The sequence below is a fragment of the Pseudomonas zhanjiangensis genome (assembly GCF_041027545.1).
Lineage (GTDB): Bacteria > Pseudomonadota > Gammaproteobacteria > Pseudomonadales > Pseudomonadaceae > Aquipseudomonas > Aquipseudomonas zhanjiangensis.
This window is the reverse complement of the sequence record NZ_JBFTEG010000024.1, coordinates 26,991-50,480: the sequence shown is the minus strand read 5'-3', so window position 1 is coordinate 50,480 and position 23,490 is coordinate 26,991. Positions and strand designations below refer to the sequence as shown.

The window sequence follows — 23,490 nt, the reverse complement described above, 5'->3', positions numbered from 1 at the left end:
CTGGTGATCGATTGAACGCTTGGCCCCCGTCGTGCGAACTACAGAGTGGCCAGGGCGGCAACGCCCAACACAGGCCGGATATACGAATGCAACCGCACTGACGACAGGGCTGGAAAAGCTATTGCTCACTGCTTGTGGGGAGAGTCCATATACCAATTGTTATACGGAAATCACTCGGGGTCTTTGGCGGTCGTTGATGCTTCTTGCTCTTGAAGTGGCATTTCCATTTGAGGCGTTTTGCTATCTTCGTAATTAGAGCTGTGCCAGTGATTATGGAGCTCAAGCTCAAGCCAGTCTGATATTTGAAGACACTGTTCATATGACTCCAAAAAATACTGAATGTCGGCTGGCAAGCTAACTCCCGATCTGGCTCTTGCATGGCTACCTGCCTTCCGAATGTAAACATCATTTGCCACGCCCTGATTGTGTATGAAGATATCTCGTGTGGCTTTTATTTCCATGTATCTATGGAATGCAGGGCATTCTAATAGATTTACTGACAGCAATTGATTCATTGCCTCTGAGAACTCTGCGGGTGACTTATAGGCAAGTTCATTCAGCAAGGTGTCTGTTGCTCGAAGATGAACTTCTTCTAGCGTAGTTAATTCTAGAACGGCTTGGATTGAAATGTTTCGTTTGCTACCTAGCTTTTGAGGGTAGCGAGCGACAACCGCACGTATAATATCGCCAAGCATGGTTTCGGTGATCGTTACTAGTTGAACGATGGCATTAATGCTTAGCTGGTGAAAGGCAAGAAATTGGTATTTCGATAGAAGCTGCTCTTTACGGTATTTTCGAGTGGTCTGCATCGCAGTTTTATCTGGATTGTAGCCAATCGGGAATACGACCTCTATTTCCTCTTGCTCCATGTTTTGCATGCTGGTGGCAGCAATATCAAAAGCCCCATATGTCAATTGAGCAAGCTCGCCCTGATCAAACATTCCCGCCCTTGCCATTCGGACAATTTGGTTAAGCTGATTTCCAAGGTTTGCGCTGCTCATTTTGTGCTTCCGTATAACTATAAATAGACACCAAATGGTGCGTTTAAACGCACCATTTGGTGCATAACATTCCCTGTCGCCTGGGGCGTTCCCCGTCTATCTCAAGGGTTCCAGCCAAAGGCTGGAGCTTTTCGGAGAGTTTTGCACCATGGACGGCAGGCCTTGAGGGCGAGTTCGCGCCCGGCCTTTTGCCGACCGACGCTACTGTTTTGCCATGATCCTGTCCAGCGACTGCTGCCGCTGGCTAGTCGCCTCAGCTGCTCGCGAATATCGGCCCATCAAAGCTGATCGGGCCCACACGCGCGGATCATCGGCGCCCTGCCCTAATGCTGGGCCGCTCGTTTCAGACGCCGCGCCAGCAGCACCAGGGTGAGCAGGAACAGCGGCGCCAGCAGGGCGAACAGCACCTTGCTGGAGAACGGCGAGCCGAGCGCCGACAAACCCTCGAGGGTCATCTTCAGCAGGCCGAGCAGGTAGTAGCTGATGGCGATCAGGGAGAAACCCTCCACCGCTTTCTGGATCTTCAGCTGGGCGCTGCTGCGCGCATTGAGGCTCTCGAGGATCTTCGAGTTCTGCTCCTCCACCTCGACCTGGGCCTTGGCCTGCAGCAGCTCGCCCAGGTTGGCGATGCCGGCCGCCAGGCGGTCGAGGCGCTGCTCGGTGGCCGCGCAGTAGCGCACGCTGGGCTTGAAGCGGCGCTCGATGAACACGCCCAGGCGCTGGTGGCCGTCGGCATGGCTTTCGCGCAGTTCGGCGATGCGCTCGAAGACGATCTGGGCGTAGGCCGCGGTGGCGCTGAAGCGCTGCCGGCAGCCGGCCGAGCAGCGCATCAGGCGGGCCGATAGCGAAGTCAGGCCGTCGAGCAGGGCCTTGGCCTGGCTGTTGTCGGACGCGGCGTTGCGTTCGGCCAGGCCGATCAGCTCGCGATCGAGCTCCTGCAGGGTGTTGCTCAGCTGCTGAGCGGCGGGTAGGCCCAGGGAGGCGAGCATGCGGTAGGTCTCGATTTCCACCAGGCGGCGGATCATCCGCCCCAGCCGGTAGGCGTTGAGGCCGCGGTTGACCAGCAGCAGGCGGTTGAAGCCCTGCGCCGACAGGCGAAAGTCGCCCCAGACCGTGGCGTCGCCGCCGCCGAGCTGGGAGCCGGCCGGGTCCTTGAAGCCGTAGCTGGACGGCTGGGCATCGGCGTCCTGCTCGTCCTCCACCAGGATCACCAGGGCGTTGATGATCAGTTCGCGGTGCTCGTCCATCAGGCCGCGCAGCGGCTGCGGAAGCTCGGCCCAGCGCGGGTCTTCGGCCTGGCGCGGCACCACCCAGGTCAGCGAGAGGAATTCGCTGTGGCGTTCCCACTTGAAGCCGCCGCCAGCGATGCGCAGCAATCCGTGACGCTGCACGCCGCGCCCCGGGTTGTCCGCCAGCTCATCGAGGCGACGGACGATGCCGTCGAGGGACTTGCCGTCGTCTAGCAGGGCGAAGTGGTAGACATGGGCCGGACCGTTGAAATAGATCGACGGACGCGCGTGCAGCTCATCGTGCAGGCTTTCTCTCAGCGGGTGCATCAAGGCTCTCCTGAAAACTCACCGGCAGGCCTATGCAAAAGCCCTGCCCCGAGTTTTCTAGACTGCCCTCGGCGCGGCGGGGGCACATCCCCCCGCCCTGCCCGGCTCAGGCCAACTCGGCCAGGCAGCGCTCGAGGATGTCGAAGCCCTCCTCCAGGCGCTGCACCTCGCAAGTCAGGGGCGCCAGCAGGCGGATGATGTGGCGCGCCTTGCCGCTGGGCATCAGCAGCAGGCCCTGCTCGCGGGCGCTGGCCAGCAGCGCGGCCAGGCGTTCGCTGCCTGGCCCGCCCGCGGCGCTGCGCAGCTCGATGCCGCGCATGGCGCCGACCCCGGTCAGGCGACCGAGCAGCGGCGCCCAGGCCTGCCCTTGCCAGTGCTGGTAGCGCGCCTCGATGGTGCTTTGCTGCAACTCGCCCCAGGTTGCCAGGTTGGCATCGCTCATCTCCGCCAGGCTGGCCAGGGCCGCCGCGCAGGCCAACGGATTGCCCGAATAGGTGCCGCCCAAGCCGCCCTTGGGCAGTGCGTCCATCAGCTCGCGGCGGCCAACCACCGCGCCCAGCGGCAGGCCGCCGGCGATGCTCTTGCCGAGCAGCAGCAGGTCCGGCTCGATGCCCAGGCGGCTGAAGGCGAAGCGCTGGCCGCTGCGGCCGAAGCCGGACTGGATCTCGTCGATGATCAGGACGATGCCGTGGGCATCGCAGAAACGCCGCAGGTCCTGGGCGAAGGCCGCGTCCAGGGCCTGGAAGCCGCCCTCGCCCTGGATCGGCTCGACGATGAAGCAGGCCACTTCTTCGCGGTCGATCTCCACGCTGAACAGCCGCTCCATGGCCGCCAGCGCCTGTTCGCGGCTGACGCCGTTGTCGGCGCTGGGGTACGGCAGGTGATAGACCGGCCCCGGCAGAACGCCGACCTTCTGTTTGTAGGGCGCCACCTTGCCGTTGAGGTTGAGGGTGGCCAGGGTGCGGCCGTGGAAGCCACCATCGAAGGCGATCACCGCGCTGCGCCCGGTGGCGGCGCGGACACACTTCAGGGCGTTCTCCGCCGCCTCGGCGCCGCTGTTGGTGAGCATGCCGGCCAGCGGATAGCTCACCGGCACGAAGCGCGCCAGCGCCTCCATCAGCTGGCCGTAGCCTTCATGGGGCACGGCATTGAACGCCGAATGGGTCAGGCGGCCGGCCTGTTCGCGCACCGCCTCGACGATGCGCGGGTGGCAGTGGCCGAGGTTGAGCACGCCGATACCGCCGACGAAGTCGATATAGCGCTTGCCCGCGGTATCCCAGACCTCGGCGTTACGCCCGTGGCTGAGGCTGATCGGATGGACGATGGCCAGGGAGTTGCTGATCGACGCGTGGCTCATGGGCGGGTCCTCGGGGCCTGGTGGAATAGGCCGCTATGAAAGCGAGAGAGCAACCCGGCGCACAAACGAAAAAAAGCGCGGCTGTTATTCCTTAATTTCCGAGATGACCGCCCTCAGCGCCCCGACTCGAGCCTGACCTGCTCCTCGATCCACCTGACGAAACTGCGAATCTTCGGCACCTCCGCGGCATGCTCGGCGTAGGCCAGGAAGTGCGCGCCCTTGCTGACCACCGGATGATTCCAGGGAACCACCAGCTTGCCCTCGGCCAGTTCGTCCTCGACCAGGAAACGCGGCACCAGCGCCACCCCGCAACCGGACTGGGCGGCGCGGATGCACATATAGAAGGTCTCGAAGCGCGGGCCGTGGTAGCTGTGCTCGGTCTGCAGGTCCTGGCCCTGGAACCACTCATGCCAGGCCTCGGGGCGCGAGGCGCATTGCAGCAGGAGCATCTCGGTCAGCTGCAACGGGCTGTCCAGCGGTGCATCCGGGAGGATGTCCGGCGCGCAGACTGGCACCACCTCCTCGCCGAACAGTTCGATGCACTCGGCCCCCGGCCAGGTGCCCTGGCCGAAGAAGAACACCACATCGGCGCGCGACTGCAGCAGGTCGAAGGGTTCCAGTTCGTTGCAGATGTCCAGGTGGATACCCGGGTTGGCCGCACCGAATCCCTTGAGGTGGGGGATCAGCCAGCGCGCGCCGAAGGTCGGCTGGGTCGCCACCTTGAGCACCTCGGTCTCGCCACCGTAGGAGAGGATGTAGCGGGTCGACATCTCCACCTGCTTGAGGATCTTGTTGACCTCGGTGAGGTAGAGCGCGCCGGCCGGGGTCAGCTGCAGGCGGCGGCGGATGCGGCGAAACAGCAGGTGCTGGAGCATTTCCTCCAGCTGGGCGACCTGCTTGCTCACCGCGCTCTGGGTCAGGAACAGCTCCTCGGCGGCACGGGTGAAGCTGAGATGCCGGGCCACGGCCTCGAAACACTGCAGGGCGGCCATCGACGGCATCAGGCGTTTGGACATGGAGTACTCGCGTAGGCCCATAGGGGCAAATAAATGAATCCTAGGAATGACATGGCGAATAATGGTCGCTTGTTGTCTTCCAGCCGGAAGATTAATACTGACCCGGATCGCAATTTTCAACCACCCGCATTAACAGGAGATAGCCATGGTTGACGGACTTCTGAGCCGCCTCGGGGTTAGCGCCCACGCAGTCGAGAATGGCAACCACCCGGTCTACACCCCCATCGATGGCAGCCAGATCGGTTCGGTCAGCCTCGAGGACCGCGCCGCGGTGCTGGCCAAGATCGAGCGCGCCGAGCAGGCCTTCCAGGCCTGGCGCACCGTGCCCGCCCCGCGCCGCGGCGAGCTGATCCGCCTGTTCGGCGAGGTGCTGCGCAAGCACAAGGCCGATCTCGGCGAGCTGGTCTCCTGGGAAGCCGGCAAGATCACCCAGGAAGGCCTGGGCGAAGTGCAGGAAATGATCGACATCTGCGACTTCGCCGTCGGCCTGTCGCGGCAGATCTACGGCCTGACCATCGCCTCCGAGCGCCCGGGCCACCACATGCGCGAGACCTGGCAGCCGCTCGGCGTGGTCGGGGTGATCAGCGCCTTCAACTTCCCGGTCGCGGTCTGGGCCTGGAACACCACACTGGCCCTGGTCTGCGGCGACTCGGTGATCTGGAAACCGTCGGAAAAGACCCCGCTGACCGCCCTCGCCTGTCAGGCCCTGTTCGAGCAGGCCCTGGCCGCCTTCGGCGACGCCCCGGAAGGCCTCAGCCAGCTGGTCATCGGTGACCGCGAGGCTGGCGAAGCCCTGGTAGAGGACCCGCGCGTGGCCCTGATCAGCGCCACCGGCAGCACCCGCATGGGCCGCGAGGTGGCGCCCAAGGTGGCCGCCCGCTTCGGCCGGACCATTCTGGAACTGGGCGGCAACAACGCCATGATCCTGGCCCCGAGTGCCGACCTGGACATGGCCGTGCGCGCCATCCTGTTCGGCGCCGTGGGCACCGCCGGCCAGCGCTGCACCACCCTGCGCCGGCTGATCGCCCACGAATCGGTCAAGGATGAGATCGTTGCCCGCCTCAAGGTGGCCTACGCCAAGGTACGCATCGGCAACCCGCTTGAAGGCAACCTGGTCGGCCCGCTGATCGACAAGGGCAGCTATGAGGCCATGCAGGCCGCACTGAACCAGGCGCGCGAGGAAGGCGGCCAGGTATTCGGTGGCGAGCGCCAGCTGGCCGAGCAGTTCCCCAATGCCTACTACGTGGCCCCGGCCATCGTCGAGATGCCGGGCCAGAGCGCGGTGGTGCGCCACGAGACCTTCGCGCCGATCCTCTACGTGATGACCTACAGCGACTTCGATGAGGCGCTGCGCCTGAACAACGAGGTGCCGCAGGGCTTGTCGTCGTGCATCTTCACCACCGACCTGCGCGAGGCCGAGCAGTTCCAGAGCGCCGCCGGCAGCGATTGCGGTATCGCCAACGTCAACATCGGCACCAGCGGTGCGGAAATCGGCGGCGCCTTCGGCGGCGAGAAGGAAACCGGCGGCGGTCGCGAGTCCGGCTCCGACTCCTGGAAGGCCTACATGCGCCGCCAGACCAACACGGTCAACTACTCCCGCGAGTTGCCGCTGGCCCAGGGTATCGTCTTCGACTGATACCCTGCTGCAACGAAAAAGCCCCGAGGCCTTGCGGTCTCGGGGCTTTTTCTATTGGAGAAGCCGTACAGGCAACCTTCTACGGCTACTGCGCCGGACCACCCTGCCACTCTCGGCGGCGCGCAGGCTTCAGCTGTCCGACTGCTCCATCTGCACCCACAGCGGCGGCGCGCCGGCGGACTTCTCGATCACCGCCAGGCGCGTGGCATGGGCGGCCAGTTCCTCGGCGCTGGCCTGGATGATCCGGGTCAGCGGCCGGTCGGCGGCCAGCCGGCGGATCGGGCTGGGCTGCTGGCGACCGCTGCTGTCACCCTCCGAGCCATCGCCGGCGAGCGACAGGTGGGTCTGCCCGCCGGTCATGGTCAGGTAGACGTCGGCGAGGATCTCGGCATCGAGCAAGGCGCCGTGCAGGTCGCGCCCGGAGTTGTCGACACCATAGCGTTTGCACAGCGCATCGAGGTTGTTGCGCTGCCCCGGATGACGCTCTCGGGCCATCGCCAGGGTGTCGAGGATCGAACAATGTTCGCTGATGTCGGCGCGGTCGGTCTGGCCGATCAGGGCGAACTCATTGTTGATGAAGCCCACGTCGAACGCCGCGTTGTGGATGATCAGCTGGGCGTCCTTGATGAACTCGAAGAACTCCTCGGCGACCTCCTTGAAGCGCGGTTTGTCCTGGACGAATTCGTTGGTGATGCCGTGCACCGCGATGGCGCCTTCATCGATCTCGCGATCCGGCTGCAGGTAGACATGAAAGTGGCGCCCGGTCAGGCGCCGGCCCATCAACTCGACGCAACCGATCTCGATGATCCGGTGGCCATCGGTGACCGGCATGCCGGTGGTTTCGGTATCCAGTACGACGCTACGCACGCTTCGATCCTCTCACTTCCTCGACGCCCCGATTGGCCAGCAGGTCGGCGCGCTCGTTGCCCGGATGACCGGTATGGCCACGCACCCATTGCCAGGTGACGTTGTGCCGGTTGACCTGCTCGTCCAGCTCGCGCCACAGATCGGCATTCTTCACCGGCTGCTTGGAGGCGGTTTTCCAGCCACGCTTCTTCCAGTTGGGCATCCAGTCCTGGATACCCTGCATGACGTACTGGGAGTCGGTGACCAGACGCACATCGCAGGCGCGCTTGAGCTCGGCCAGGCCACGAATCGCCGCGGTCAGCTCCATGCGGTTGTTGGTGGTCTCCGCCTCGCCGCCCCAGAGTTCTTTCTCCGCGCCCTTGAACACCAGCAACGCGCCCCAACCACCGATGCCGGGATTGCCCTTGCAGGCGCCATCGGTGTAAATCTCAACTTGATCACTCATGCAAAGCCTGTCTCTCAATATATTACGGCTGGCAGGCTCTATAACCGCTCGGAATTGCGCCGGCTGACCTTGGCCACCGGCATCGGCACCAGTTTGCCCATGGGTGCGCGCTGCGTCTGGCGCAGCGGGCGCAGCCCGACCACCAGCTTGCGTGCCACCAGCAGATAGAAGCCGCCGCCCGGCGATTGCCAGGCACCACCCCAGGTTTCCAGGGGGGCCAGACGGGCCTGCCAGGCACTCGAGGCAAGCGGCGGACGATAGCATCCGAAGCGACGTTTCTCCAGCGCGAAGCCGAGCAGGTGCAGCCAGTCGCTGACCCGACTGGGCGCAATGCAACGCGCCTGGCGCAAGCCGTCACGGGCGAACAGGCGACGAGCGCCCCAGGTGCTCACGGGGTTGATACCGACCACCAGCAGATGGCCGCCGGGCCGCACGCTACGCGCCGCCTCGCGCAGCAGGCCATGGGGCGACAGGCTGAAGTCCAGGCCATGCTGCAACAGCACCAGGTCGGCGGCGTGTTCGCCGAGTGGCCAGGCCTGCTCCTCGCAAACGATCTCCACCCCGCTGAACGGGGCGCCGACGCGCACGCTGCGCTGGATCTGCACGGCGCTCGGCACCTGCTGCGCCGAGGGCCCGTAGTGCACCAGGTAGCCGCCGAAGTAACGTGCCAGTTCATCTTCCAGCAGGCCCCGCTCCTGCTCCAGCAGCAAGCGACCGTGCGGGCCCTCGAACCAGCGGCGGGCCGTGGCGATCAGCTCGAGCCAATCGGCGTCGGCCTGGGCAAAGGGACGATCTGACATAAGGGTTACCTGCATAGCCAATGAGTCCTAAGATGCACCTTTAAGAACCGTTTGGCGACCCAGCACATGATAAAGATAGACGCGCTTCCGGCCTTCTCCGACAACTATATCTGGTTGCTGCAGGACCTCGACGCCCGCCGCTGCGCGGTGGTCGATCCGGGGGATGCGGCCCCGGTTCTGGCCTGGCTGGAGTCGAATCCCGGCTGGCAGCTGAGCGACATTCTGGTCACCCACCACCACCACGATCATGTCGGCGGCATCGCGCGCCTGAAGGCCGCGAGCGGCGCGCGCGTTCTCGGCCCCGCTCGGGAACAGATACCCCAGCGCGACCTGGCACTGAGCGAGGGCGATCGGGTTGAGGTGCTCGGCCACGACTTCGAGGTCTTCGAGGTTCCCGGACATACCCTCGGCCATATCGCCTACTACCAGCCCGAGCATCACTGGCTGTTCTGTGGCGACACCCTGTTCGCCGCCGGTTGTGGCCGGCTGTTCGAGGGCAGCCCGGAACAGATGCACCGCTCGCTCAGCCGTCTGGCCGCCCTGCCGTCGCAGACCCAGGTGTATTGCACCCACGAGTACACCCTGAGCAACCTGCGCTTCGCCCTGGCGGTCGAGCCGGGCAACCCTCAGCTTGCCGAGCGTTTCCAGCAGGTCAGCGCCTGGCGCAGCGAGGGACGGATCAGCCTGCCGTCCAATCTGGCCCTGGAGCGCGCCACCAACCCGTTCCTGCGGGTCGAGCAGCCCTCGGTCAGGGCCGCGCTCGACGCCCGAAGCGGTCAGGCCGAGCGCTCGCCGAGCGAGGTGTTTGCGCAGCTGCGTGCCTGGAAAGACAACTTCTGAAAAGGTCGACAGGGCCGCAAAAGCCTGGTTAAAACTTGACCATGCGGACATCGGTTCCTAGAATCGCCCGACCTTTTGCCCGCGAAGAACCCGCCAACCAATGCCTTCAGATCAACGTAACACATTGAATTTAAAGGCATTGGCGCAAGGCGCCCAAATACTCCTGGTGGTCCTGGGAGCCGCCCTGAGCGGCTGTCAAAGCCTCGACAACAGGGCCGCCAGCGACAGGGCGCGCGATACCGACCTGGCCCTGGGCCTTGAGCGCGAGCCGGTATGGTTGACCGACAGCGTCACGCCGGACAGTCACGAAGACATCTGGGAACGGATTCGCGCCGGCTATCAGTTACAGGATGCCATCGGCATCAACCCCCGCATCGAGCAGCAACGCCTGCGCTTCGTCAGCAACCCCTCCTTCGTCGAGAAGGCCGGCGAACGCAGCAGCCCCTATATCCACTACATCGTCGAGCGTCTGGAAGAGCGGGACATGCCCTCCGAGCTGGCGCTGCTGCCGATGATCGAAAGCGCCTACAACCCCTTCGCCTATTCCCACGCCAATGCCGTCGGCCTCTGGCAGTTCATTCCTTCCACCGGGCGCCATTTCAATCTGCGCCAGACCAGCTGGTACGACGGTCGCCGCGACGTCTTGGCCTCGACCCAGGCGGCGATGAACTACCTGTCGCGCCTGCACCAGATGTTCAACGGTGACTGGCTGCTCGCCCTGGCCGCCTACAATGCCGGCGAGGGTCGCGTCAGTCGGGCGATCGAGCGCAACCAGGCGCTGGGCCTGCCCACCGACTACTGGAACCTGACGCTGCCCAAGGAGACCCAGGACTACGTGCCCAGGCTGCTGGCCCTGTCGCAGGTGATCCTCTCACCCGAAGCCTACGGCGTCAGCCTCGCGCCTATCGCCAACGAGCCTTACTTCGAACAGGTCAAGCTCAAACAGCACATGGACCTGTCCCGTGTCGCCGCCATGGCCGACCTGGACGAGGACGAGCTGTATCAGCTGAATCCGGCTTTCAAGAAGCGCATCACCCTCGACGGCCCGCAGCGCTTGTTGGTGCCGACCGACAAGGCCGAGTTGCTCGCGGCCAACCTGGCACTGATGAAACCTCAGGATATGGTCGACTGGCAGCAGTACCGGGTGCGTGCCGGCGACAGCCTGAATGCCATCGCCAACCGCTATCACCTCACGGTCGCCACCCTCAAGGACATCAATCGGCTCAGCGGCAACCATCTGAGCATCGGCCAAGTGCTGAGCATACCGGCGCAGCCAGGGAAGCAGGCGCAGGAGCCACTGTTTCAGCGGCTCGCTGGCGCCGAGGCGACGCCACGCCGCTATAGGGTCAAGCATGGCGACAACCTCTGGCAGATCGCCAAGGCCCATCGGGTGTCGGTCAAGGATGTGCGGCGCTGGAACGGCCTCAAGGGCAACACCCTGCGTGTAGGCCAAACCCTCGCCCTGCATGATGTTCAGGGCTCCACGACCAAGGCGCGCGGTGATGTCACCTACTACAAGGTACGCAAGGGCGACTCGCTGTATATGATCGCCAAGCGCTTCAACGTGAAGATGAAGCACCTGCAGAACTGGAACCCGCGCAGCGGCAAGACGCTCAAGCCAGGGCAGACCCTGACCCTGCGCCTGGAGCGCTGATCAGCCGCGCTTGCTCAGTGCCTCCAGGCAGCGCCGGGTGAGCTGGCCGAAGCGCTGGAAGGCGACGAATTGCTCATGCTTGAGCGCCCGGCCAGAAATTCGATTATCGGCATAGATCACCCCGATCTCGCGATTGCCGGCCAGCAGCGGCGCAATGAAGAACATGCCCTGGCCGAGGCGCTGGCGAATCGGCTGGGTCACCAGCTCATTGAGGTTGTAGCTGGCAGGTACACCCATCCACAGCGCTTCCTTGTTGCGCAGCACGTAGCTGAAGATATGCGCCTGTTCGCGTGCCTCGACGGGCAGCAGGAAGTCCTCCATCCAGCCTTCGGTACCCTCGCCGATGACCCGCTTGGCACGAAAGCAGCTTTGCCCGTCGGCCAGCACCGCCAGCATGACCCGCTCCAGACCCGCGCCCTGGTGCAGGCCATGCAGCAGCTTGTCGAGAATCAGACCGAGATCGCCGCGGCGCGTCGCCAGCAGGCCGAGGTCTTGCAGCGCTTCCTGCAGCAGCAGCAGGTTGGGCTGCAACAGCCGCGCCTTGCGCTGCTCCTGCTGCCGGCGGATTTGCTCGGGGTCGGTATTGGGAATCCAGCTGGTCAGCTTGCTGGCGCCAAAGGTCGCGGCGACCTTGACCGCTTCATCGGCGCTGGCCAGCACCTGCTGCAAGGCTTCCTCGGGCGTCACCCCGATAAACTCGGCCATCTGCACAACCACGGCCTCCAGTGCCGGCGAGTCCCAGCCTTGCAGTGCGGCCTCGCTGATACGGGTGCCCAGGTGGACGGCGAACACGGCCGGGTCGTTGTGGCTGGCGCTGTTGTGCGCCAGGCTGGCCAGCTCGCCGATATTCCAGCTCTTCACCAGCCCCTGGGTCAGCTGACGAAAGCTGGTGCCGAGCACCGTGCGCACCGCGTCCTCCACCTCGACCCCCGGTTGCGCCAGGGCGCTGGCCAGCTCATCGGCCTGTTCGCCACCACAGCCCCAGAACGCCAGTTCGCCCAGGTGGTGAAGCAAGGCGGCGATGAACACCTCTTCCTCATGCCTGGAAATGACGTAGCCGGCGATATTGCGCGCCTGCACGGCGGCGTGGAAGGAGCGTGCCAGCAGTTCCTGCAACTGCTCACGCGGAGCGCGGGTGAGCAGGCCGTCGATCAGGCTGACCGACAGGCCGATCAGGCGCACGTTATCGAAGCCGATCAGGACGATGGCCCGCGAGATGGTTCGGATGGTTTCCTGCGACGGGTTGTAATAGGCGCTGTTGCCCACGCGCAGCACCTTGGAGGTCAAGGAGGCGTCGCGCAGCAGCACCTCGGCCAGCTCGCGCACCGATGACGATTCCTGCTGCGCCAGACGCTGCAGATCCTGCACCACAGAGGCCAGGGCCGGTAACTCGGCTTGGTTCAGGCGATCAATCCACGACTGCAGACCATGGCTACGTGTATCCAAAATCGAGGCCTCTCTGTGATTTGCGCCAGTATACCCAGGGGACGCCAAGTCTCGCCCACAGGCTTGGCCTTTTTCCAGCGGATACAAGCTGTTACTGTACCGGACACGCAGCCTATAAGCCGTCCCGGATCGGATATTTCACTTGATACGTCCCCTCCTTTCGCTATTGCTCAGTTTGGCCATCGGCTTTCCCGCCTGGGCGACCATTCGCGAGAGCCACGGCTATGCCCAGTTCGGCAGCCTCAAGTATCCCGCCAGCTTCTCCCACTTCGACTGGGTCAACCCGGATGCGCCCAAGGGCGGCACCGTGCGGATCATGGGCGCCGGCACCTTCGACACCCTCAATGCCTACACCCTGAAGGGTTCCAGCCCTATCGCCACGGCCAACTTCCTGCAATACGGCGTCACCGGGCTGAACGAAACCCTGATGGCCGGCACCGGCTCCTACGACCCCTCCGGCGACGAGCCGACCTCCAGCTACGGGCTGATCGCCAAGACCATCGAGTACAGCGATGACCGCAGCTGGGTGGTGTTCAACCTGCGTCCGCAGGCGCGCTTTCATGACGGCAAGCCGATCACCGCCTATGACGTGGCGTACTCCTACCGCCTGCTGCTCAAGCAAGGTCACCCGCAGTACCGAACCAGCCTGCAGGAGGTCAAGCGGGTCGACATCCTCAACCGCCACCGCATTCGCTTCGTGTTCAAGCGCGCCGGCAACCCCTTGCTGATTCTGCGTCTCGGTGAGCTGCCGGTGCTGCCGCAGCATTACTGGAAGGATCGTGACTTCAAGGCCACCACCTTCGAGCCGCCGCTGGGCAGCGGTCCCTACCGGATCGTCAAGGTCAGTCCTGGTCGCAGCCTGGTGTTCGAACGGGTGAACAACTGGTGGGGGGAAAAGCTGCCGGTCAATCGCGGCAAGTACAACTTCGACCGGGTCGAGGTGGAGTTCTATCGCGACAGCCACGTGGCCTTCGAGGCCTTCAAGGCCGGCGAATTCGATTTCTATATCGAGCAGCAGGCGAAGAACTGGGCCAACGGCTATAACTTTCCGGGGGTGGCCCGTGGCGAGGTGGTCCGCGCCGAGATTCCCCACCAGATTCCGACCCAGACCCAGGCCCTGTTCCTCAACAGCCGCCGCGCGGCATTCGCCGACCGCAGGGTGCGTGAAGCCCTGGGCATGATGTTCGATTTCGAGTGGACCAATCGCACCCTGTTCAACTCCTCCTACACCCGGGCCAAGAGCTTCTACCCGAACAGCGAGTTTTCCGCCGTCGGCAAGCCCGAGGGCGCCGAGTGGCTGCTGCTCTCGCCCTACCGCAAACAACTGCCGCCCGGGCTGTTCAGCGAGCCGGTGCAGATACCGCAGACCGATGGCCGTGGCATACCCCGAGCGACCCTGCGGCGCGCCCTGGGTCTGCTCGCCGAGGCGGGCTGGAAGCCCTCGGGACAGTACCTGCTGAACGGCCAGGGCCAGCCGCTGCAGTTCGAGATTCTGCTGGTCAATCCGAATCTGGAGCGCATTCTTCAGCCCTACACCGAGAACCTCGCGCGCATCGGCATCCAGGCCAATCTGCGCACAGTGGATCGCGCCCAGTACAAGCAGCGCCTGGATCAGTTCGATTTCGACATGATCCTGCTGACGCTGCCGCAGACCCTGAGCCCGGGCCTCGAGCAATGGCAGTACTTCCACTCCAGCCAGGCCAGTCTCAAGGGCAGCAAGAACTATGCGGGCATCGATCATCCGGTGGTCGATGCCATGCTCGAGAAGCTGCTCTCGGCCAAGACCCGCGGTGAGCAGGTCGCCGCCACCCGCGCCCTGGACCGGGTGCTGCTGTGGGAGCACTACACCATTCCCAACTGGTACATCGACTATCATCGCGTGGCCTACCGCAATCGGTTCGGCTTCGTTACCACGCCGCCCTACACCCTGGGCCTGCGCACCTGGTGGCTGAAATCCATGGAGAATCGCCAATGACGCATCGACTGCGCTCATTTCTGCTGCACGGTAGCGGCATCCTGCTGCTGGGTCTGGCCAGCCTGGTTCAGGCCGCGCCCAAGCACGCCCTGACCCTCTATGGCGAGGCGCCCAAGTACCCGGCCAATTTCCAGTATTTCGACTACGTCAATCCGCACGCGCCCAAGGGCGGAACCTTGCGCCAGGCCGGATTCGGCGGCTTCGACAGCCTCAACCCCTTTATCAACAAGGGCGTGGCGGTGGACGATATCGGCCTGATCTACGACACCCTGACCCGCCATAGCCTGGATGAGCCCTTCACCGAGTACGGCCTGCTCGCCGGCAAGATCGAGAAGGCCGCCGACAACGCCTGGGTGCGCTTCTACCTGCGCCCGGAGGCACGCTTCCATGACGGCCAGCCGGTCACCGCCGAAGACGTCAAGTTCAGCTTCGAGACCCTGATGAACCAGGGCGCCCCGCTTTATCGCGCCTACTACGGCGATGTCGAGCGGGTCGAGGTCGAGGGCCCGCGCCAGGTGCGCTTCCTGTTCAAGACCACCGGCAATCGCGAACTGCCGTTGATTCTCGGCCAGTTGCCGGTGCTGCCCAAGCACTGGTGGGCTGAGCGCGACTTCAGCAAGAGCAATCTGGAGATCCCCCTGGGCAGCGGCCCCTATCGGGTCAGCGACGTGCAGGCCGGTCGCTCGATTCGCTACGAGCGGGTCAAGGACTGGTGGGGCAAGGACCTGCCGGTCAATCGTGGTTTCTACAACTTCGACAACATGCAGATCGACTACTACCGCGACAACACCGTGGCCCTGGAGGCCCTCAAGGCCGGGCAATTCGATTACTGGCTGGAAACCAGCGCGAAGAACTGGGCGACCGCCTATGATGCCCCCGCCGTGGCCAGCGGCGAGCTGATCAAGGAAGAGATCGCCAACCACAACCCCACCGGCATGCAGGGCTTCATCTTCAATATCCGTCGGCCGCTGTTCCAGGACCGCCGGGTGCGTGAGGCACTCGGGCTGCTGTTCGACTTCGAGTGGACCAATCGACAGCTGTTCAACGGGGCCTACACGCGCACCACCAGCTATTTCGACAACTCCGAACTGGCCTCCAGCGGCCTGCCGGACGCCGCAGAACTGAAGCTGCTCGAGCCGCTACGCGACCAGGTGCCGCCGGAAGTGTTCGGCGACGAGTTCCAGGTGCCGGTCACCGATGGCAGTGGCATCATCCGCGAGCAGCAACGCCGCGCCTATCAATTGCTGCAGCAGGCCGGCTGGCGCATCGAAGGCGACCACATGCTCGACGCCACCGGCCAGCCGGTCAGTTTCGAGTTCCTCCTGGCCCAGACCGAGTTCGAACGCGTGCTGCTGCCATTCAAGCGCAACCTGGCGGACCTGGGCATGGAGCTGGTGATCCGCCGGGTCGATGTCTCCCAATACATCAATCGCTTGCGCTCGCGAGATTTCGACCTGATCGTCAGCGGCTTCGGCCAATCCAACTCGCCGGGCAACGAGCAGCGCGAGTACTGGCACTCCAGCAGCGCCGACAATCCCGGCAGCCGCAACTACATCGGCCTCAAGGACCCGGCGATCGACCGCCTGGTCGAGGGCCTGATCAAGGCCGACTCCCGCCAGAGCCTGATCACCCATACCCGCGCACTCGACCGGGTGCTGCTATGGGGCCACTACGTGATCCCCAACTGGCACATCAAGACCTGGCGCGTGGCCTACTGGCACAAGCTGCAGCACCCGAAGACCACCCCGCTGTACGACATCGGCCTGAACACCTGGTGGGTGCGCTCGCAGCCGACCACCGATGGCGCCGATTCGGCGAGTGCGGGGAACTGAGATGCTGGCGTATATCGTCCGTCGTCTGCTGCTGATCATCCCCACCCTGTTCGGCATCCTGCTGATCAACTTCATCATCATTCAGGCCGCCCCGGGCGGGCCCGTGGAGCAGATGATCGCCAAGCTGGAGGGCTTCGAGGGCGCCACCAGCCGCATCGCCGGTGGCGGCGCCGAAGTCGCCGTGGCCGGCGCCAACTACCGCGGCGCCCAGGGCCTCGACCCCGAGCTGATCGCCGAGATCGAGCGCCTCTACGGCTTCGACAAGCCGGCGCCGGAACGCTTCTGGATCATGCTGAAGAACTACGTCCACCTGGATTTCGGCGAGAGCTTCTTCCGCGATGCCAAGGTCATCGACCTGATTGTCGAAAAGATGCCGGTGTCGATCTCCCTGGGCCTGTGGAGCACCCTGATCATGTACTTGGTCTCGATCCCCCTGGGCATCGCCAAGGCGACGCGCCATGGCAGCGCCTTCGATGTCTGGACCAGCTCGGCGATCATCGTCGGCTACGCGATCCCGGCCTTCCTGTTCGCCATCCTGCTGATCGTGGTCTTCGCCGGCGGCAGCTACCTGGACTGGTTTCCGCTGCGCGGTCTGACCTCGAACAATTTCGACGAACTCAGCCTCAGCGGTAAGATTCTCGACTACTTCTGGCACCTGGCTCTGCCGATCACCGCCCTGGTGATCGGCAACTTCGCCACCCTGACCCTGCTGACCAAGAACAGCTTTCTCGACGAGATCAACAAGCAGTATGTGGTCACCGCCCGCGCCAAAGGGCTGAGCAACAACCGCGTGCTCTACGGCCACGTGTTCCGCAATGCCATGCTGCTGATCATCGCCGGCTTTCCCTCGGCGCTCATGGGCATCTTCTTCACCGGATCCCTGCTGGTCGAGGTGATCTTCTCCCTCGACGGCCTCGGCCTGATGAGTTTCGAGGCGGCAATCAACCGCGACTACCCGGTGGTGTTCGGCACCCTGTTCATCTTCACCCTGCTGGGACTGGCCGTGAAACTGATCGGCGACATCACCTATACCCTGGTCGATCCGCGTATCGACTTCGAAAGTCGGGAGGCTTGAGATGGCCCTTTCCCCGATCAATCAGCGGCGATTCGAGCGTTTCAAGGCACACAAGCGCGGCTGGTGGTCGCTATGGATCTTCCTCGTGCTGTTCACCCTCAGCCTGGGCGCCGAGCTGATCGCCAACGACAAACCCTTGCTCGTTGAGTACGACGGCCAGTGGTACTTCCCGGTGCTCAAGCGCTACCCGGAAACCACCTTCGGCGGCGAGTTTCCGCTGCAGGCCAACTACAAGAGCCCCTACATTCAGGAGCTGATCGCGCAGAAGAATGGCTGGATGCTCTGGCCGCCGATTCCCTTCAGCTATTCGAGCATCAACTACGACCTGCAGGTGCCGGCGCCGGCGCCGCCCTCGTCGGCCAACTGGCTGGGCACCGACGACCAGGCCCGCGATGTGCTGGCGCGGGTGATCTATGGCTTTCGTATCTCGGTGCTGTTCGCCCTGATCCTGACCCTGCTCAGCTCGGTCATCGGCGTGTTCGCAGGTGCCCTGCAGGGCTTCTACGGCGGCTGGGTCGACCTGGTCGGACAGCGCTTCCTGGAGGTGTGGTCGGGGCTGCCGGTACTCTACCTGCTGATCATCCTGGCCAGCTTCGTGCAACCGAACTTCTGGTGGCTGCTGGGCATCATGCTGCTGTTTTCCTGGATGAGCCTGGTCGACGTGGTGCGCGCCGAGTTCCTCCGCGGCCGCAACCTGGAGTACGTACGTGCCGCGCGCGCCCTGGGCATGGAGAATGGCGCCATCATGTTCCGTCATATCCTGCCCAACGCCATGGTCTCGACCATGACCTTCATGCCCTTCATTCTGACCGGTGCGATCGGCACCCTGACGGCCCTGGATTTCCTCGGGTTCGGCCTGCCGCCCGGCGCGCCGTCGCTGGGCGAGCTGGTGGCCCAGGGCAAGTCCAATCTGCAGGCGCCTTGGCTGGGGATCAGCGCCTTCGCCGTACTGGCGCTGATGCTCAGCTTGCTGGTGTTTATCGGCGAAGCGGCCCGTGACGCCTTCGACCCAAGGAAATGAGATGAACGAGCCCGATACCCTGATCGACGTTCGCGACCTGGCCGTCGAATTCGTCACCGGCAACAACGCACAGCGCGTGGTCGAGGGCGTCAGCTTCTCGATCCGCCGCGGCGAAACCCTGGCCCTGGTCGGCGAAAGCGGCTCAGGCAAATCGGTCACCGCCCACTCCATCCTGCGCCTGCTGCCCTACCCGATGGCTCGCCACCCGAGCGGCAGCATTCAGTATGCCGGGCAGGATCTGCTCCGGCTCGGCGAGGACCAGTTGCGGGGGATCCGCGGCAATCGCATTGCCATGGTCTTTCAGGAGCCGATGACCTCGCTCAATCCGCTGCACAGCATCGAGAAACAGATCAATGAGATCTTGGCGCTGCACAAGGGACTGACCGGCAAGGCGGCCAGCAAGCGGACCCTGGAGCTGCTGGAGCTGGTCGGCATTCCGGAGCCGGAGAAGCGCCTCAAGGCCTACCCCCACGAACTGTCCGGCGGCCAGCGGCAGCGGGTGATGATCGCCATGGCGCTGGCCAACGAACCCGAGCTGCTGATCGCCGACGAGCCGACGACCGCCCTGGACGTCACCGTGCAGCTGAAGATTCTCGAACTGCTCAAGGATCTGCAGGCACGCCTGGGCATGGCCATGCTGCTGATCAGCCATGATCTGAATCTGGTTCGACGAATTGCCCATCGCGTATGTGTCATGCAGCAGGGTTCGATCGTCGAACAAGCGTCGTGTGAGCAACTGTTCCAGGCGCCGCAGCACTCCTACACTCAGGAACTGCTGGGTGCCGAGCCCAGTGGCGATCCAGTGGCCAACCCGGCGGGCGAGCCGCTCTTGGAAGTCGAGGCGCTACGTGTCTGGTTTCCGATCAAGAAAGGCTTGCTGCGGCGCACCGTGGACTATGTGAAGGCGGTCGACGGCATCAGTTTCTGCCTGCCCCAGGGTCAAACCCTGGGCATAGTCGGCGAGAGTGGTTCCGGCAAATCCACGCTCGGGCTGGCAATTTTGCGTTTGCTCGGCAGCGAGGGCGCCATTCGCTTCGAGGGGCAGGCGTTGAATGGACTGTCACAACATCAGGTGCGGCCATTACGGCGGCAGATGCAGGTGGTATTCCAGGATCCGTTCGGCAGCCTCAGCCCGCGCATGTCCGTGGGCATGATCGTCGGCGAAGGGCTGCGCATTCACCACATGGGAAGCCAGGCGGAACAGGAACAAGCGATCATCGACGCACTTTTGGAGGTAGGTCTGGATCCGGAATCCCGGCACCGTTACCCCCACGAGTTTTCAGGCGGGCAACGGCAGCGGATCGCCATTGCCCGCGCATTGGTGCTTAAACCGGCGCTGATACTGTTGGATGAGCCAACTTCGGCTCTCGATCGGACAGTTCAGCGCCAAGTGGTGGAGTTGTTGCGAACCTTGCAGGCCAAGTACAACCTGACCTACCTGTTCATCAGCCATGATCTGGCAGTGGTAAAAGCCTTGAGCCACCACCTGATCGTGGTCAAGGAGGGAAAGGTGGTCGAGCAAGGCCCGGCGGAAGCCATCTTCACCGCCCCCAAGCACCTGTATACACAGCAGCTGCTGGAAGCCGCGTTCATGGCCCCAGCCGCTGCCGACTAATCCTTGATACCAGGAAGAGGAAGAACACACATGGGTTTTCTAAGCGGTAAGCGCGTACTGATCGTTGGCGTCGCCAGCAAACTGTCCATCGCCTCGGGCATCGCCGCGGCCATGCACCGCGAGGGCGCCGAACTGGCCTTCACCTATCAGAATGAGAAGCTCAAGGGCCGCGTCGAAGAGTTCGCCGCCGGCTGGGGCTCGGGCCCCGAGTTGTGCTTCCCCTGCGATGTCGCCAGCGATGACGAGATCGTCAGCGTATTCGAGGCCCTGAGCAAGAAGTGGGACGGCCTGGACTGCATCGTCCACTCGGTCGGTTTCGCCCCGGGTGATCAGCTGGACGGCGACTTCACCGAGGTCACCACCCGCGAAGGGTTTCGCATCGCCCACGACATCAGCGCCTATAGCTTCGTCGCCCTGGCCAAGGCCGGTCGCGAGATGATGCAGGGCCGTAATGGCAGCCTGCTCACCCTCTCCTACCTGGGGGCCGAACGCACCATGCCCAACTACAACGTGATGGGCATGGCCAAGGCCAGCCTGGAAGCCGGCGTCCGCTACCTGGCCGGCAGCCTCGGCCCGGAAGGCACCCGGGTCAATGCCATCTCCGCCGGCCCAATCCGCACCCTCGCGGCGTCCGGAATCAAGAGCTTCCGCAAGATGCTCGCCGCCAACGAGAAGCAGACCCCGCTGCGCCGCAACGTCACCATCGAGGAAGTCGGCAACGCCGGTGCCTTCCTCTGCTCCGACCTGGCCTCGGGCATCAGCGGTGAAATCATGTACGTCGACGGTGGCTTCAACACCACTGCGATGGGTGCCATGGAAGACTGACCGCAAGCATCAGGCAACAAAAAAGGCCGCTTGTTCAAGCGGCCTTTTTTTGTTCGAAGGGTTATCAGAAACGCTTGATATCCGCCTTGGCCTCCAGCTGACGACGGAATGCCGCGAAGTTCTGCTGCCCCAGGCGCGAGGCGAGAAAACGGCTGTACATCGCCTGGTCTTCCTCGCTCAGGGCCGCCTCCGGCTCGTTGACCCCATTCAGACGGACAACCACGTAGTCGCCATTGCTCAGGCTCAGCCCGGCGAAGGTCGGCTGGCCCTTGTCGGCCGGCTTGGGCATGCGGAACAGCGTCTGCAGCACCACGGGCTCGACACCCTCCTGACTGCGCGTAGCCGCCTCCACCACATTCCACTCCTGCTCCTGCTCGGCTGGCGTCTGCCCGCTACGCAACGCAGCCAACAATGCCTCGCCCTTGGCCTTGGCGGCTTCGTTGGCACGCACCTGGGTCAGATGATCGCGAATGCTATCGGCCACCTGCTCCAGGGACAGCTGCTCGGGCTTATGGTGTTCCTTGACGCGCACCACCACCACGGTGTTCGGGTCGAGCTCGATCACCGGGCTATTGCTGCCGTCCTCGAGCACTTCGCTGCTAAAGGCCGCCTTGATAACCTGGCGATTGGCGGTCAGGCCCTCTCCTCCTTCGCGCCCGAAAGCCTCGCTGGTCTTGACTTCCAGGCCGAGCTCCTGAGCTGGCTGGCCCAGGTCCGAGGCCTCGAACGCCGAGTCCTCCAGCTGCTTGCTTGCCTCGACGAAGCGCCGCTCGACCTGTTGCGCCTTCAACTCACGCTCCAGCTTGTCTTTCAGGCTGGCGAAAGTCGGTATCTCGGGGGCCTGCACGGCCAGCAGTTTGATCAGGTGCCAGCCAAACTCACTGCGCACAGGCGCCGACACCTGGCCCTTGTCCAGGGCGTACAGTGCTTCTTCGAAGGCCGGATCATAGACCCCCGGCCCGGCATAGCCGAGATCGCCGCCATTGGCCGCCGAACCCGGATCGTCGGAGAACTCCTTGGCCAACACCGCAAAGTCCTCGCCCTGCTGAATACGCCCCTGCAGCCCCTCGAGCTTGGCCTTGGCCTGCTTGTCGTCGACCTGATCATTCACCTCGATCAGGATGTGAGCGGCCTGACGCTGTTCGGCCAGGTTGGCGATTTCATTCTCATAAGCGCTTTGCAGGTCTTCATCGGCCACCTCGACCTGATCGAAGAATGCATCCTTGTTCAGCTCGAGATACTCGAGTACCACCTGCTCGGGGCTCATGAACTGGCCGGCTTGCGCCTCGTAGTAGGCCTTGATGTCATCATCGCTGAGCTGGACGGCTGCGGTGTCGGCCGGCAGCGTCAGAGTGGCGAAGTCGCGGGTCTGCTTCTCCAGACGGGCAAATGCCTCGACTTCGTCGTCGGTCACGAAGCTGCTGGCGGCGATACCGGCACGCAGTTGGCCGATAAGCATCTCTTCCTTGAGCATCTGACGGAACTGCAAACGGTTGTAACCGAGCTGGCGAATAACCTGATCAAAGCGGTCGGAGCTGAATTTACCGTCCACGAGGAACTCGGGCGTTTGCAGAATAAGCTGGTCGAGTGCCTGTTCGGACAGCGCAAAGTCGGCGTCCTGGGCGCCCTGGCGCAGCAGCGCCCGATCGATCAGCCCTTTCAATGCGGCATCACGCAGCATTTTCTCGTCGAGCAAGGATGCATCGAAGTCACGGCCGAGTTGCTGCAGCAATTGCCGGCGCTGCATCTCGACAGCCTGGGCTAGTTCGTTGCTGGTGATTTTCTCGCCGTTCACTTCGGCGGCATTCTGGCGGTTACTGGTACTGGTGAAGATGGCTTCGATGCCAGTCAGCGCCAGAAGCACGACGATGAGGCCGATGATGGTTTTGGCAATCCAACCCTGTGAATTGTCCCTGATGTTCTGCAGCATGCGTCCCCCAGAACGACCGCGCATAGTGGGCAGCCGTGCAGTGTGGGTAAAGTCCGGATAGAAGAAAGGCGCATCCGAGGATGCGCCTTCTCGTAACTGGCGGAGCGGACGGGACTCGAACCCGCGACCCCCGGCGTGACAGGCCGGTATTCTAACCGACTGAACTACCGCTCCGCTGCCAGATCAGGTTGAGTCTGATCTGGAGGCCAAGGCCTGAAAGGCGCTTAGTTAACGGCGTCTTTCAGGGCCTTACCAGCTTTGAAACCTGGGATCTTGGCAGCCGCGATGCTGATCGGCTTGCCAGTCTGCGGGTTACGGCCAGTGCGCGCAGCACGCTCTTTGACCGCGAAGGTACCGAAACCAACCAGCACTACAGAGTCACCAGCCTTCAGTGCGCCAGTGACAGATTCAATCACTGCATCCAGCGCGCGGCCAGCAACAGCTTTCGGGATATCAGCAGATGCAGCAATGGCATCGATCAGTTCCGACTTGTTCACTCTAAGTCCCCTTATTTCTGTTGAGTTTGTTTCTTGATTTTTAGTGTAAGCAATATGAGCGCTGGACGGCCTGCCGACACAATAAGAGCCGCTTTATATCAA

General features: G+C 63.5%; 19 protein-coding genes and 1 tRNA gene. 9 read left to right on the top strand and 11 right to left on the bottom strand.

Translation table 11 applies throughout. The features are described 5' to 3' along the window. Positions 1-170: 170 nt before the first annotated feature. The 4 genes from AB5S05_RS20220 to AB5S05_RS20205 form a co-directional block, all read right to left on the bottom strand. Positions 171-1,001: a hypothetical protein gene (locus AB5S05_RS20220; protein WP_369289323.1), complete on the bottom strand. Its 831-nt coding sequence runs from the start codon at positions 999-1,001 to the stop codon at positions 171-173. Between the two features lie 323 nt (positions 1,002-1,324). Next, entirely contained in the window at positions 1,325-2,557 is a 1,233-nt protein-coding gene (locus tag AB5S05_RS20215; protein WP_369289322.1) for a DUF3422 domain-containing protein, read from the bottom strand. Positions 2,558-2,663: 106 nt separating this feature from the next. Next, positions 2,664-3,914, bottom strand: coding sequence for a 2-aminoadipate transaminase (locus tag AB5S05_RS20210; RefSeq protein WP_369289321.1), 1,251 nt, complete (start codon positions 3,912-3,914; stop codon positions 2,664-2,666). A 113-nt stretch (positions 3,915-4,027) separates the two neighbouring features. Continuing rightward, positions 4,028-4,930, bottom strand: coding sequence for a LysR family transcriptional regulator (locus AB5S05_RS20205; RefSeq protein ID WP_369289320.1), 903 nt, complete (start codon positions 4,928-4,930; stop codon positions 4,028-4,030). A gap of 145 nt (positions 4,931-5,075) precedes the next feature. Between AB5S05_RS20205 and amaB the strand changes: the two genes are divergently transcribed. Then, entirely contained in the window at positions 5,076-6,566 is a 1,491-nt protein-coding gene (gene amaB / locus AB5S05_RS20200) for an L-piperidine-6-carboxylate dehydrogenase (RefSeq protein ID WP_369289319.1), read from the top strand. 129 nt (positions 6,567-6,695) lie between these two features. On the opposite strand, the gene dnaQ is transcribed toward amaB, so the two are convergent. The 3 genes from dnaQ to AB5S05_RS20185 are packed head-to-tail and all read right to left on the bottom strand — an operon-like array spanning position 6,696 to position 8,678. Continuing rightward, positions 6,696-7,433 (bottom strand): DNA polymerase III subunit epsilon, encoded by a 738-nt coding sequence (gene dnaQ, locus AB5S05_RS20195; protein ID WP_369289318.1) that lies wholly within the window; start codon positions 7,431-7,433, stop codon positions 6,696-6,698. Further along, on the bottom strand, positions 7,426-7,878 hold the full coding sequence (rnhA, locus tag AB5S05_RS20190) for a ribonuclease HI (RefSeq protein WP_369289317.1): 453 nt from the start codon (positions 7,876-7,878) through the stop codon (positions 7,426-7,428). The genes dnaQ and rnhA overlap by 8 nt, the downstream gene beginning before the upstream one ends. Before the next feature lie 38 nt (positions 7,879-7,916). Continuing rightward, positions 7,917-8,678, bottom strand: a complete 762-nt coding sequence (locus AB5S05_RS20185) for a class I SAM-dependent methyltransferase (RefSeq protein ID WP_369289316.1) — start codon at positions 8,676-8,678, stop codon at positions 7,917-7,919. 66 nt (positions 8,679-8,744) lie between these two features. Here AB5S05_RS20185 and gloB point away from each other — a divergent pair, with 66 nt between their 5' ends. Both gloB and AB5S05_RS20175 read left to right on the top strand, forming a co-directional pair. Continuing rightward, on the top strand, positions 8,745-9,518 hold the full coding sequence (gene gloB, locus AB5S05_RS20180) for a hydroxyacylglutathione hydrolase (protein ID WP_369289315.1): 774 nt from the start codon (positions 8,745-8,747) through the stop codon (positions 9,516-9,518). A 100-nt stretch (positions 9,519-9,618) separates the two neighbouring features. Further along, positions 9,619-11,172, top strand: coding sequence for a lytic transglycosylase domain-containing protein (locus tag AB5S05_RS20175; protein WP_369289314.1), 1,554 nt, complete (start codon positions 9,619-9,621; stop codon positions 11,170-11,172). Here the strand turns inward: AB5S05_RS20175 and AB5S05_RS20170 are convergent, their stop codons facing one another. Next, positions 11,173-12,618 (bottom strand): HDOD domain-containing protein, encoded by a 1,446-nt coding sequence (locus tag AB5S05_RS20170; protein ID WP_369289313.1) that lies wholly within the window; start codon positions 12,616-12,618, stop codon positions 11,173-11,175. It abuts the gene before it with no gap. A gap of 145 nt (positions 12,619-12,763) precedes the next feature. Between AB5S05_RS20170 and AB5S05_RS20165 the strand changes: the two genes are divergently transcribed. The 6 genes from AB5S05_RS20165 to fabI are packed head-to-tail and all read left to right on the top strand — an operon-like array spanning position 12,764 to position 20,961. Continuing rightward, complete coding sequence (locus AB5S05_RS20165; protein ID WP_369289324.1) at positions 12,764-14,593, top strand: extracellular solute-binding protein; 1,830 nt, start codon at positions 12,764-12,766, stop codon at positions 14,591-14,593. Continuing rightward, a complete protein-coding gene (locus AB5S05_RS20160; protein ID WP_369289312.1) occupies positions 14,590-16,425 on the top strand; it encodes an extracellular solute-binding protein in 1,836 nt (611 codons plus the stop codon). Before AB5S05_RS20165 ends, AB5S05_RS20160 begins: the two co-directional genes overlap by 4 nt. Before the next feature lies 1 nt (position 16,426). Beyond that, positions 16,427-17,500, top strand: a complete 1,074-nt coding sequence (locus tag AB5S05_RS20155) for a microcin C ABC transporter permease YejB (protein WP_369289311.1) — start codon at positions 16,427-16,429, stop codon at positions 17,498-17,500. Position 17,501: 1 nt separating this feature from the next. Beyond that, positions 17,502-18,521, top strand: coding sequence for an ABC transporter permease (locus AB5S05_RS20150; protein ID WP_369289310.1), 1,020 nt, complete (start codon positions 17,502-17,504; stop codon positions 18,519-18,521). Between the two features lies 1 nt (position 18,522). After that, complete coding sequence (locus AB5S05_RS20145; RefSeq protein WP_369289309.1) at positions 18,523-20,136, top strand: ABC transporter ATP-binding protein; 1,614 nt, start codon at positions 18,523-18,525, stop codon at positions 20,134-20,136. 30 nt (positions 20,137-20,166) lie between these two features. After that, positions 20,167-20,961 carry an enoyl-ACP reductase FabI gene (gene fabI / locus AB5S05_RS20140; protein WP_369289308.1) on the top strand — a complete coding sequence of 265 codons (795 nt, stop codon included), beginning with the start codon at positions 20,167-20,169 and terminating at the stop codon, positions 20,959-20,961. A 64-nt stretch (positions 20,962-21,025) separates the two neighbouring features. On the opposite strand, the gene AB5S05_RS20135 is transcribed toward fabI, so the two are convergent. From AB5S05_RS20135 to hupB, 3 genes are all read right to left on the bottom strand, one after another. After that, positions 21,026-22,891, bottom strand: coding sequence for a SurA N-terminal domain-containing protein (locus AB5S05_RS20135; RefSeq protein ID WP_369289307.1), 1,866 nt, complete (start codon positions 22,889-22,891; stop codon positions 21,026-21,028). Positions 22,892-22,988: 97 nt separating this feature from the next. Continuing rightward, a tRNA-Asp gene (locus tag AB5S05_RS20130) sits at positions 22,989-23,065 on the bottom strand. 50 nt (positions 23,066-23,115) lie between these two features. Further along, positions 23,116-23,388 (bottom strand): nucleoid-associated protein HU-beta, encoded by a 273-nt coding sequence (gene hupB / locus AB5S05_RS20125; RefSeq protein WP_003239952.1) that lies wholly within the window; start codon positions 23,386-23,388, stop codon positions 23,116-23,118. Positions 23,389-23,490 lie beyond the last annotated feature (102 nt).